This is a genomic window from Actinomadura vinacea (assembly GCF_039532545.1).
In the GTDB taxonomy this organism is placed as follows: Bacteria; Actinomycetota; Actinomycetes; order Streptosporangiales; family Streptosporangiaceae; genus Spirillospora; species Spirillospora vinacea.
On sequence record NZ_BAAARW010000020.1, the window covers coordinates 114,768 to 126,146 of the forward strand.

Sequence of the window (11,379 nt, forward strand, 5' to 3'; positions counted from 1 at the left end):
GGCCACGGGTTGGAATCCCCCTCGTTTACCAGGGGGAGGAGGTCAAATCCGCGCCAAGGCATGCCGGTGAGCAGTCGACCATGACACCGGGCCGTGGGACAAAGACCGAACCCCGCATCGTTTGATAGGGCGAACCTATGCTTCGTGTGCCGAGGGTAGGGCGGCGGAGCGCTGCCGGCCCACCTCCGCCGCGACATCCAGGAACGCGGCGGCCGCCGGGGACAGCGGGCCCGGCCGGAAGACCACCCGCACCGTGCGCCGGACCTGCGGCACCGTGGACCGCACCGCCACGTTCGCCAGCTCCGTCTCGGCGATCCGCCGGGGCAGGAAGGTGGCGCCCGCGCCGTGCATGACCAGCTCCCAGATCGCCTGCCGGTGCGCGCACTCGACGGCCACGAAGTCGATGGCCCGGCCCAGCGCGTCGTCGAGGGGAGTCCGGCCGCCCGCCGCCGACGACTCCAGTACCAGGGGGATCTCCGCGACCGCGTCCAGCGGGACCGGATCGGGAAGCGCGGCGGCCAGGTCGGGCGGCAGGACGAGGGCGATCTCCTGCTCCCAGAGCTCGCGGGTGCTCAGCATGTCGGTCTTCACCGGGAAGTCGGTCAGTCCCAGCTCGGCCTGCCCCTGGCGGACCTGGCTGACGACACCGGACGGCCCGCCGGGATCGAGGACGGTCACCAGGACGCCCGGGTGCCGCCGGCGCAGCCCGCTGGTCAGCTCCGGCAGCGGATCGGCCGACAGCGTGGACAGCGCCGCGATCTCCAGGCGCCCGGTGGCCAGGTCGCGGACGGCGTGCACCCGGCTTCTGGCGTTCTCGACGTCGGCGAGGATCCGCCGGGCCGGCCCGAGAAACGCGCGGCCGTCGACGGTCAGGGTGAGCCGGCGGCCGGACCGGTCGAACAGCTGGGTGCCGAGCTGGCGTTCCAGGCTGCGGATCGCCTGGGACAGCGAGGGCTGCGCGACGTAGAGGGCCTCGGCGGCCCTGGTGACGCCGCCGTGGTCGATGACCGCCACGAAGTACCCGACAAGCCGCAGATCCATGGGGCAACGATACGTCCAGCGGTCGGTCGCAACCGCGCTGACGTCTGCTCATAGGTTTGGACGATAGATCCATACACGCCCCGGTCTTTGCGCGGCCCGGCCCGGCGGTGATGCAGTGGGGTACCGGTACACGACCGTCCGGTGGTCGCGGCACGCGACCGTCCGGTGGTCGCGTCGCGGTCGCCCCGTTCCTCGGCCCGCTCAGGAGCCCCGTACATGACAACCGAGAGCAGCACGACGACCGCCGGCGACGAGGTGCTGGTGCGGCACGACTCGCGCGTCGCGATCATCACCATCAACCGCCCGCACGCGAAGAACGCCGTCACCCGGGCGGTCTCCGAGGGCATCGCCGCCGCGCTCGACGATCTCGACCGCCGCGACGACCTGTCCGTCGGCGTCCTCACCGGGGCGGGCGGCTGCTTCTGCGCGGGAATGGACCTCAAGGCCTTCCTGCGCGGCGAGCGGCCGAGCATCGAGGGCCGGGGATTCGCCGGCCTGACCGAGGCACCGCCGAAGAAGCCGCTGATCGCGGCGGTCGAGGGCTACGCGCTCGCGGGCGGCTGTGAGATGGTCCTCGCGTGCGATCTCGTCGTGGCGGCACGGACGGCCAGGTTCGGCGTCCCGGAGGTCAGGCGGGGCCTGGTCGCCGCCGCCGGCGGGCTGCTGCGGCTGCCGCACCGCGTCCCCGAGCAGATCGCGATGGAGCTCGCCCTGACCGGCGACATGGTCACGGCCGAGCGCGGATACGAGATCGGCCTGGTCAACCGCCTCACCGAGGACGGCGGCGCCCTGGACGGGGCGCTGGCCCTGGCCGCCCGCATCGCGGCCAACGGCCCGCTGGCCACGCTGGCCACCAAACGCGTGATCAGGGAACACGGGCAGTGGCCGGAGGACGAGCGGTTCGCCCGCCAGCGGCTGATCACCGAGCCCGTCCTCTCCTCGGCGGACGCCAAGGAGGGCGCCGCCGCGTTCGCGGAGAAGCGCCGGCCGAACTGGCAGGGCCGATGAGCCGCGACGCCGTGCCGCCCGGCCCGCTGGCGGGAATGAGGATCATCGAGCTCGGCGGCATCGGCCCCGTCCCGTTCGCCGCCATGGTGCTGTCCGACCTGGGCGCGGAGGTGATCCGCGTGCACCGCCCGGCCGACCGCGGCACGCCCGCGAACCCGGTGCTCGACCGCGGGCGCCGGTCGCTGGTCGCCGACCTGAAGGACCCCCGCGGCGCCGCGATCGTGCACGCCCTGATCGACCGGGCGGACGCGGTCCTGGAGGGCTTCCGCCCTGGCGTGGCCGAGCGTCTGGGCTTCGATCCCGCGACGCTCGCCGACCGCAACCCGCGGCTGGTGTTCGGCCGCATGACCGGCTTCGGGCAGGCCGGCCCGCTGGCCGCGCGGGCCGGCCACGACATCAACTACATCGCCCTGTCCGGCGTCCTCGGTGCGATCGGCCGGCCAGGCGGGCCGCCCGTCCCGCCGCTCAACCTGGTCGGCGACTTCGGCGGCGGCGGCATGCTGCTGGCCCTCGGCGTGCTGGCGGCGGTGCTGAACGCCCGGGCGACGGGGCGCGGCCAGACCGTGGACGCGGCGATGGTCGAGGGCTCCGGCCTGCTGATGTCGATGATCTACGGGCGGCTCGCGCAGGGTGCGTGGACCGTGGACCGGGGCGCGAACGTGCTCGACGGCGGCGCCCCCTTCTACGACACCTACGAGTGCGCCGACGGACGGCACATGGCCGTGGGCGCCATCGAACCCAAGTTCTTCGCCGACCTCGTCGGCGTCCTCGGCGTCGCCGACCGGATCGATGTCGCCGCCCAGCTGGACCGGAGCACCTGGCCGACGATGCGGGAGGTCTTCACGGAGGCGTTCGCGAGCGCCTCGCGCGACGAGTGGACCGCGAGGTTCGACGGCGTCGACGCCTGCGTCACGCCCGTGCTCACCATGGACGAGGTCGCCGCGCACCCGCACAACGCCGCCCGCGAGAGCTTCTTCACCGACACCGGCGGCGCGATCCACCCCGCGCCCGCCCCCCGGTTCGCCGACACCCCCTGCGCGAGCCCGGCGCCCGCGCCCGTCCCCGGCCGGGACACCCGCGCGATCCTATCCGAGCTGGGGCACACCGCCGAGGACATCGAGAAGCTGCTGGCGCAAGGGATCGTGCTGTGAACGCGTACTGGCCCGAGGGGATGCCGGCCTCGCTGGACTATCCCGAGCTGACAGTGGGAGAGCTGCTCACCTCTGCGGCAAGGCTGTACGGCGACCGGGCGGCCGTCGTCGACGGGCCCGAGCGGCTCAGCTTCTCGCAGTTGCGCGAGCACGCCTCCGGGTTCGCCCACGCCCTGCGGGACGCCGGTGTCCGCGACGGCGATGCCATCCTCCTGCATCTGCCCAACAGCGTGTGGTTCCTGGTCGCCTACTACGGGGCGCTCCTCGCCGGGGCGAGCGTGTCGCCGGCCAACCCGCTGCAGCCCGCGCCGGGCCTGCGCGCCCAGCTCCGCGACACCGGCGCGGTCCTCGCCGTCAGCCATCCCGCTCACGTCGCCGCCCTCCTGGACGCCGCGGACCCGCGCGATGACGGGGTGGCCCTGCGGACGATCGTGGTCGTCCCGCCGAGCGCTTGCGCGCCGTCCGCCGGAGAGCCGCCGGGCGACGACGCGGTGGTGCCCCTCGCCGACTTCGTCGCCGGCCGGCCCGCCGGCGCCCCGGGGATCACCGTCGCCGCGGGCGACGTGGCGCACATCGCCTACACGGGCGGCACCACCGGGGTCCCGAAGGGCGTGCGGGTTCTGCACCGCAACGTGGTGGCCAACGTCGTCCAGATGACCGCCTGGCGCGCCGCCCACCTGGTCGACGTCACCGAGAACGGCGGCGCGCGGCTCAGCCCGCTCCCTGGTCTGCCCGGCGCCGGCGTGCGCCCCGGGACCGCGGTCACGGTGATGGTGCCTCCCCTGTTCCACGCGCATGCGCTCATCCACGCGAACTTCCTGCTGCTGTGCGGGACGACCGTCGTGTTCACCGGGCGGTTCTCTCCGGAACGTCTGCTGGAGGCGATCGAACACCACCGCGCCACCTACGTCACCGGCAGCCCGGCCATGTGGCACGCGCTGCTGGGCAGCCCCGGCCTCGACGACCACGACCTGTCCTCGGTCCAGGTGATCTCCTCGGGAGCCGCCCCGATCGACGCGGCCGCGCTGCGGGCGCTCGGCACCGCCTTCCCCAACGCGGTGATCAGCGAGGGGTACGGCATGACCGAGGCGACATGCCTGGTGGCGGCCGCGCCGCTGGTGTGCGGCGCCAGGAGCGAACCCGGCAGCGTCGGCCTGCCGATGCCCGACACCACGGTGCGGATCCACCCGGTCGGCGGCGGCGCGGACGTGCTCGGCCCGAACGAGACCGGCGAGATCTGGGTGCGCGGCCCCCAGGTCACGGCGGGTTACCTGAACGCGCCGGAGGCGACCGGGGAACAGTTCACCGGCGGCTGGCTGCGTACCGGAGACATCGGCCGCGTCACCGAGGAGGGCTTCGTCTTCGTCTCCGGCCGCGCCAAGGACATGCTCCTCTACAAGGGCTACAACGTCTATCCCCGCGAACTGGAGGACGTCCTGCACGGCCATCCCGGGGTGGCGACGGCCGCGGTCGTCGGCCGGTCCGCCCCGCGCGTCGGGCAGGAGCCGGTCGCCTTCGTCGTGCCGCGGCCCGGCGCGCGGGTCGATCCGGACGAGGTCATGACGTACGTCGCCGGACGCGTCCTGCCGTACAAGAGGATCCGCACCGTCCACGTCGTCGACGCGCTGCCCACCTCACCCGCCGGGAAGATCCTCAAGAGCGAGTTGCACGCGCGGATCGGCCGGGACGACCGGCCGGCCGGACCTGCTTCACGTTCCCGGTGAACCAGCCCACCCCCGTCAGGAGGCAAGCGATGGAGAGCGAAGCGTTCCAGGAGGTGCTCGCCGCGGTGCGCACCTTCGTGCGCAAGGAGGTCGTCCCCGCGGAGGACGACATCGAGCGGACCGACGAGATCCCCGAGGCCATCCGCGCGAAGGCCGCCGACATGGGACTGTTCGGGTTCGCGCTGCCCGAGGAGCACGGCGGCCTCGGATTCTCGATGACCGAGGACGTCCGGCTGGCGATGGAGCTCGGCTACACCACACCCGCCTTCCGCTCGCTGCTCGGGACCAACAACGGCATCGCCGGCCAGGTGCTGGTGAACTTCGGCACCGAGGAGCAGAAGCGGCGGTACCTGCCGGACCTGGCCGCCGGCCGCGCGATCGCCTCCTTCGCCCTGACCGAGCCCGAGGCCGGGTCGGACCCGAGCGGGATGCGCGCTCGGGCGGTCCGGGTCGACGGCGGCTACCGGATCACCGGCCAGAAGCGGTTCATCACCAACGCCGACCGCGCCGACCTGTTCATGGTCTTCGCCCGGACGGACGCCGCGACCGAGGGCACCAAGGGCATCTCCGTCTTCGCGGTCGAGGCGGGTGCTCAGGGGCTCAGGGTCGGCCCCGGCGACGAGAAGATGGGACAGCGCGGCGCGCACACCGCCGAGGTCTTCCTCGACGACGTGTTCGTGCCCGAGTCCGCGCTGATCGGCGGGGTCGAGGGCGAGGGTTTCGCGGCCGCCATGCGGTCGCTGGCGCGCGGTCGGCTGCACATCGCGGCGGTCTGCGTCGGGCTCGCCGGGCGGCTGGTCGAGGAGAGCGTCGCGCACGCCGCGGCGAGCCGGCAGGGCGGCCGTCCCATCGCCGAGTTCCAGCAGGTGCAGGCGATGCTCGCCGAGTCGCAGACCGAGCTGCTGGCCGGCCGGGCGATGGTGCTGGACGCGGCGCGGGCGTACGACGAGGGCGGCGACCGCCGCATGGCGCCGTCGTGCGCGAAGCTCTTCTGCACGGAGATGGTCGGCCGGGTGGCCGACCGGGCCGTCCAGATCCACGGCGGCATGGGGTACATGCGGTCGGTTCCGGTCGAGCGGTTCTACCGCGACGCCCGCCTGTTCCGGTTGTACGAGGGCACCAGCGAGGTGCAGAAGGTCATCATCGCCAAGCAGCTGCTGAGAGGGGCGACGCGATGACGGACCTGCTCGCCGGCCGGACCGCGGTCGTCACCGGAGGCGCCCAGGGCATCGGGTTCGCCATCGCGGAACTCTTCGTCAAGGAAGGCGCGAGGGTCGTCCTCGGCGACCTGAACCTGGAGGCCGCCGACGCGGCGGCCAGGGAACTCGGCGGCGCCGAGACGGCCCGCGCGGCGCGGTGCGACGTCACGAGCGCCGCGGACGTCGACGCCCTGATCGAGACCGCGCTGGAGGCCTTCGGCTCCCTGGACGTCATGGTCAACAACGCCGGGATCACCCGCGACTCGACCATGCGGACGATGACCGAGGAGCAGTTCGACCAGGTCATCGACGTCCACCTCAAGGGCACCTGGAACGGCACCCGCAAGGCGGCGGCGGTCATGCGCGAGCACAAGCGCGGCGCGATCGTGAACATCTCCTCGGTGTCGGGGAAGGTCGGGATGGTCGGCCAGACCAACTACTCCGCCGCCAAGGCGGGCGTCGTCGGGCTGTCCAAGGCCGCCGCCAAGGAGATGGCGCACCACGGCGTGCGGGTCAACGCCATCCAGCCCGGCCTGATCCGCTCGGCCATGACCGAGGCGATGCCGCGCAAGGCGTGGGACCAGAAGATGGCCGAGATCCCGATGGGGCGCGCCGGCGAGCCGGACGAGGTCGCCACCGTGGCGCTGTTCCTGGCCAGCGACCTGTCCTCCTACATGACCGGCACGGTGCTGGAAGTGACCGGGGGAAGGTTCATGTAGCGCCGATGGACCGGCGACCGCCCACCGGCACCACCTTGACGATCGAGTTCGAGCCCCGCCAGGAAGAAGGCACCGGCCATGCGTGAAGCGGTCATCTGCGAGCCCGTCCGTACCCCGATAGGCCGCTACGGCGGGATGTTCAGGAACCTGACGGCGGTCGACCTCGGGGTGACCGCCCTCAAGGGCCTGCTCGACCGCACCGGCGTCGCGCCGGAGGTGATCGACGATGTCGTCCTCGGCCACTGCAACGCCAGCAGCGAGGCGCCCGCGATCGGCCGGGTCGTCGCGCTGGACGCCGGGCTGCCCGTCACCGTCCCCGGGATGCACCTCGATCGCCGGTGCGGCTCGGGCCTGCAGGCCGTCATCCAGGCCGCGATGCAGGTGGGGACCGGCGCGCACGAGGTCGTCGTCGCGGGTGGTACCGAGAGCATGAGCAACGCCACCTACTACTCGGTGGACATGCGGTGGGGCGCCCGGAACGGCGTCGCCGTGCATGACAGCCTCACCCGCGCCCGGCAGACCGCGGGCGGCAGGAACCACCCCGTCCCCGGCGGCATGCTCGAGACCGCCGAGAACCTGCGTCGCGAGTACGCGATCCCGCGCGAGGAGCAGGACGAGCTGGCGCTGCGGTCCCACCAGCGGGCGGTCAAGGCCCAGGCCAACGGCATCTTCGCCGAGGAGATCATTCCCACTCCGGTCAGGACCAGGGGCGGCGGGACGGTGCTCGACACCGACGAGCATCCGCGCGCCGACGCCTCGCCGGAGTCGCTGGGCGGGCTCAGGCCGATCCTGCTCGACGCCGACCCGGAGGCGACGGTCACCGCCGGCAACGCCAGCGGCCAGAACGACGGCGCCGCGATGTGCGTCGTCACCACGCCCGAACGCGCCGAGCGGCTCGGGCTGCGGCCGCTGGTCCGGCTCGTGTCGTGGGCCGTCGCGGGCGTCCCGCCGAAACTCATGGGCATCGGCCCGGTGCCCGCCACCGCGGCGGCCCTGGAGCTGGCCGGCCTGACGCTCCCCGACATGGACCTCATCGAGCTGAACGAGGCGTTCGCGGCCCAGGCGCTGGCGGTCATGCGGGAGTGGAAGTTCGGCGACGCGGACCTGGAGCGCACGAACGTCCACGGCTCCGGCATCTCGCTCGGGCATCCGGTCGGGGCGACCGGCGTGCGGATGCTGGCGACGCTGTCGCGGGAGCTGCACCGGCGGGAGGCACGGTACGGCCTGGAGACCATGTGCGTCGGCGGCGGCCAGGGGCTGGCCGCGGTCTTCGAGCGGTTGGCGGCATGACCGTCCATGTCTTCGCGTCCCTGGACGAGGTGGAGAGCGCGCTCGACCGGCCGATCGGGCCGGGCGACTGGCTGCTCGTCGACCAGGAGCGCGTCAACGCCTTCGCCGACGCCACCGGCGACCACCAGTGGATCCACGTCGACGCCGAACGGGCCGCGGCCGGGCCTTTCGGCGGCACCATCGCGCACGGATACCTGACCCTGTCGCTCATCCCCCACTTCGGCCAGCGGCTCTTCCGCCTCGATCTGGGGCAGGCGCGCGTCAACTACGGCATCAACAAGGCGCGCTTCCCCGCCCCCGTCCCCGTGGGTTCGCGCCTGCGGGCCCATGCCGCCTTCGTCGACCTGCGGCAGACCGGCGCGGGAACCTCTCTCACCACGCGCTACACCATCGAGATCGACGGGCAGGAGAAACCCGCCTGCGTCGCCGAGACCATCACCCTGATCCTCCAATGAGACAAGTGCGCGAGGCGCGTGCCGCGCCTCGCGCACTTGGTTTCACCGGCCGGTCCAGACCGGCGCCCGCTTCTCGGCGAAGGCGCGAGGGCCCTCCAACGCGTCGGCGGACGCCGTGATCTCGACCCATATCTCGTGCTGCGTCGCGAACGCCTCCGCGTCGGTGTACCGCACCGACGCGGCGACGATCTGCTTGGACGCGCGCACCGCGAGCGGCGCGTTGGCGGCGATCCGGGCCGCCAGCGCACGCGCTTCCTCCAGCGCGCCGCCCGGCTCGGCGAGCACGTTGACCAGCCCGTACTCGTGTGCCTTCGTGGCCGGGAGCGGGTCGCCGGTGAGCACCAGCTGCATCGCCAGGTGGTAGGGCAGCGCCTTGGCGACGCGCTGCAGGCCGCCGCCCGCCGCGATCAGGCCGCGCTTGACCTCGGGAAGGCTGAACGTGGCGTCCCGGGCGGCGACCACCAGGTCGCCGGCGAGCGCCAGCTCGCAGCCGCCAGCGGCCGCCCAGCCCTCGACCGCGGTGATCAGCGGCTTGGCGGGCGGGCACTCGGCGATGCCGGCGAAGCCGCGCCCCGGCAGGGCGGGCTTCTCGCCGCGCGCGAACGCCTTCAGGTCCATGCCGGAGCAGAAGGTGCCGCCCGCGCCGGTGAGGATCGCGACCATCAGATCGGACCGCGACTCGAACTCGTCGATCGCGGCGGCGAGGGCCTTGGTCACCTCCAGGTCCACCGCGTTGCGCGCCTGCGGCCGGTTGATGGTGATGACCGCGACGCCGTCGGCGAACTCGGTCAGCACTGTGCTCATCTTGGTACCTCCTGGGTCACCCGGACGTGTCCGTCACCGGCTCACAGGCCGATGGACTTGGCGATGATGCTCTTCATGACCTCGCTCGTGCCGCCGTAGATGCGGGTGACCCTCGCGTCGCCGTACAGGCGGGCGATCGGGTACTCAAGCACGTATCCGTAACCCCCGTGCAGCTGCAGGCACTTGTCGACGACACGGGACTGCATCTCGGTGCAGAACAGCTTCACCTTGGCCGCGTCGGCCGCGCTCAGCCCGCCGGCGTCGTGCTCCTCCAGCGCGCGATCGAGCAGCGCCTGGCCCGCCTCCACCTCGGTCGCGCACTCGGCCAGCGTGAACTTGGTGTTCTGGAAGGCCGACAACGGCTTGCCGAACACGTCGCGTTCCCTCACGTAGTCGACGGTGAGCTCGACCGCGCCGGCCGCGGACGCCTGCGCGTTCACCGCGATGGACAGCCGTTCCTGCGCGAGGTTGTGCCGGAGGTGGTCGAACGCGCGGCCCTCCTCGCCCAGAAGGTTCTCCACCGGCACGCGGACGTCGGCGAAGGCGAGCTCGGCCGTGTCCTGCGCCTTGAGGCCGATCTTCTCCAGATTGCGGCCCACCGTGAACCCTTCCGACGCCGTCTCGACGACGAGGATGCTGAGGCCGGCGCGGCGGTCGTCCTCCCGGGCCGGGCTCGTACGGGCGACGACGAGGACCAGGTCGGCGTTGACGGCGCCGGTGATGAACGTCTTGGCCCCGTTGAGGACGTAGTGGTCGCCGTCGCGCACCGCGGTCGTGGCGATGCCGGCCAGGTCGGATCCGGTGCCGGGCTCGGTCATGGCGATCGCGGTCATCAGCCCGCCGGAGGCGACGCCGGGCAGCCAGCGCCGCCGCTGCTCGTCGTCGGCGTAGCGCAGCAGGTACGGCAGCACGATGTCGGTGTGCACCCGGATGGGGCCGAGCCCCAGCTGCGCGCGTGCCAGCTCCTCGTTGACCACGACGTTGAACTTGAAGCTGCGCTGGCCGCCCCCGCCGTACTCCTCCGGCACCTGCATGCCGAGGATGCCGAGCTTGCCCAGAAGCCGGTAGAAGTCTCGGGGTGCCGCACCCGCCTTCTCCCACTCCGGGAACACCGGGGCGACCTCGCGGGCGAGCAGGTCGCGGACGGTGGCCCGGAATGCCTCGTGGTCATCGTCGAAGACGGTGCGTCGCATGACTTCTCCTCTGCCGGCGGGTGGTACGCGATCCCGTCAACTTGTCGAACGATCGTTAAGTTAGGTCTTTTCACGTCGCCGGTCAAGGGCCGGGACCGAGGGCGCTACCGGTCCCCGGGCAGGCGGTACTCCACGAGGGTGAGCGACAGGTGGACGTACCGGTCCACCAGGTCGGTGACGGTCAGGTCGCCGGACGGCTGGTACCACTGGGCGATCGCGTTGCACATCGCCAGGACCGTCCGCTGCGCCTCGTCGGGGTACGGCGTGGCGAACAGCCCGCACGCCACGCCGTCCTCGATGATCTCCTGCAGCAGCCCCGGCAGCGCGTCGCGCCGCTGGACGAACCCCTCGAGCTGGTCCGGCTCCAGATTGCGCGTCTCGCGCAGCGCGAGCAGGCTGTCGACCTGGCGCCGCACCCGGTACTCCACCGTGGCCCGCACGAAGGCGTTCAGCCGGGCCGCCGGGTCGTCTCCGGCGGCGGCCAGCGCCACCTCGCAGCTGTTCTGGTAGTCGGCCAGCGTGTCCTCCAGCAGCGCGACGAGCAGGGCCTGCTTGCCGGAGTAGTAGTAGTACAAGGCGGACAGGCTCAGCCCGGCCTCCCTGGCGATGTCCCGGATCGACGCGGCGTGGTAGCCGCGCTCGGCGAAGACATCGCGGGCCGCCCGCATGATCGCGGCGAGCCCTTGGCCCCGGGCCACCGCCGGAGGCAGACGATCAGCCGCCGCATCCCCAGTGCCGCCTGCCATCATCTCCACCTTTTCTGTTTCGTCCTGCCGAATATTCGATCATCAGCGC

At 72.6% G+C, this 11,379-nt stretch carries 11 protein-coding genes; 7 read left to right on the plus strand and 4 right to left on the minus strand.

Annotated elements, in window-relative coordinates; translation table 11 throughout:
* Positions 1-135: 135 nt before the first annotated feature.
* Positions 136-1,041, minus strand: coding sequence for a LysR family transcriptional regulator (locus ABD340_RS24960; RefSeq protein WP_344592048.1), 906 nt, complete (start codon positions 1,039-1,041; stop codon positions 136-138).
* A gap of 216 nt (positions 1,042-1,257) precedes the next feature.
* Here ABD340_RS24960 and ABD340_RS24965 point away from each other — a divergent pair, with 216 nt between their 5' ends.
* The 7 genes from ABD340_RS24965 (at position 1,258) to ABD340_RS24995 (ending at position 8,587) form a co-directional block, all read left to right on the plus strand.
* Positions 1,258-2,049: a crotonase/enoyl-CoA hydratase family protein gene (locus ABD340_RS24965; RefSeq protein ID WP_344592049.1), complete on the plus strand. Its 792-nt coding sequence runs from the start codon at positions 1,258-1,260 to the stop codon at positions 2,047-2,049.
* On the plus strand, positions 2,046-3,200 hold the full coding sequence (locus ABD340_RS24970) for a CaiB/BaiF CoA transferase family protein (RefSeq protein WP_344592050.1): 1,155 nt from the start codon (positions 2,046-2,048) through the stop codon (positions 3,198-3,200). The genes ABD340_RS24965 and ABD340_RS24970 overlap by 4 nt, the downstream gene beginning before the upstream one ends.
* Positions 3,197-4,924: a class I adenylate-forming enzyme family protein gene (locus tag ABD340_RS24975; RefSeq protein WP_344592051.1), complete on the plus strand. Its 1,728-nt coding sequence runs from the start codon at positions 3,197-3,199 to the stop codon at positions 4,922-4,924. The genes ABD340_RS24970 and ABD340_RS24975 overlap by 4 nt, the downstream gene beginning before the upstream one ends.
* A 29-nt stretch (positions 4,925-4,953) precedes the next feature.
* A complete protein-coding gene (locus ABD340_RS24980; protein WP_344592053.1) occupies positions 4,954-6,102 on the plus strand; it encodes an acyl-CoA dehydrogenase family protein in 1,149 nt (382 codons plus the stop codon).
* The gene (fabG, locus tag ABD340_RS24985; RefSeq protein ID WP_344592055.1) at positions 6,099-6,842 is read left to right on the plus strand and encodes a 3-oxoacyl-ACP reductase FabG; all 744 of its coding nucleotides are present in this window, start codon (positions 6,099-6,101) and stop codon (positions 6,840-6,842) included. Before ABD340_RS24980 ends, fabG begins: the two co-directional genes overlap by 4 nt.
* Positions 6,843-6,920: 78 nt before the next feature.
* Positions 6,921-8,132, plus strand: coding sequence for an acetyl-CoA C-acetyltransferase (locus ABD340_RS24990; protein ID WP_344592057.1), 1,212 nt, complete (start codon positions 6,921-6,923; stop codon positions 8,130-8,132).
* A complete protein-coding gene (locus tag ABD340_RS24995; RefSeq protein ID WP_344592058.1) occupies positions 8,129-8,587 on the plus strand; it encodes a MaoC family dehydratase in 459 nt (152 codons plus the stop codon). The genes ABD340_RS24990 and ABD340_RS24995 overlap by 4 nt, the downstream gene beginning before the upstream one ends.
* Before the next feature lie 42 nt (positions 8,588-8,629).
* Here ABD340_RS24995 and ABD340_RS25000 read toward each other — a convergent pair whose 3' ends face one another.
* The 3 genes from ABD340_RS25000 to ABD340_RS25010 form a co-directional block, all read right to left on the minus strand.
* A complete protein-coding gene (locus tag ABD340_RS25000; protein ID WP_344592059.1) occupies positions 8,630-9,391 on the minus strand; it encodes a crotonase/enoyl-CoA hydratase family protein in 762 nt (253 codons plus the stop codon).
* 41 nt (positions 9,392-9,432) lie between these two features.
* Positions 9,433-10,584, minus strand: a complete 1,152-nt coding sequence (locus ABD340_RS25005) for an acyl-CoA dehydrogenase family protein (protein ID WP_344592061.1) — start codon at positions 10,582-10,584, stop codon at positions 9,433-9,435.
* A gap of 104 nt (positions 10,585-10,688) precedes the next feature.
* Positions 10,689-11,282: a TetR/AcrR family transcriptional regulator gene (locus tag ABD340_RS25010; protein ID WP_344592062.1), complete on the minus strand. Its 594-nt coding sequence runs from the start codon at positions 11,280-11,282 to the stop codon at positions 10,689-10,691.
* Between the last annotated feature and the right edge of the window lie 97 nt (positions 11,283-11,379).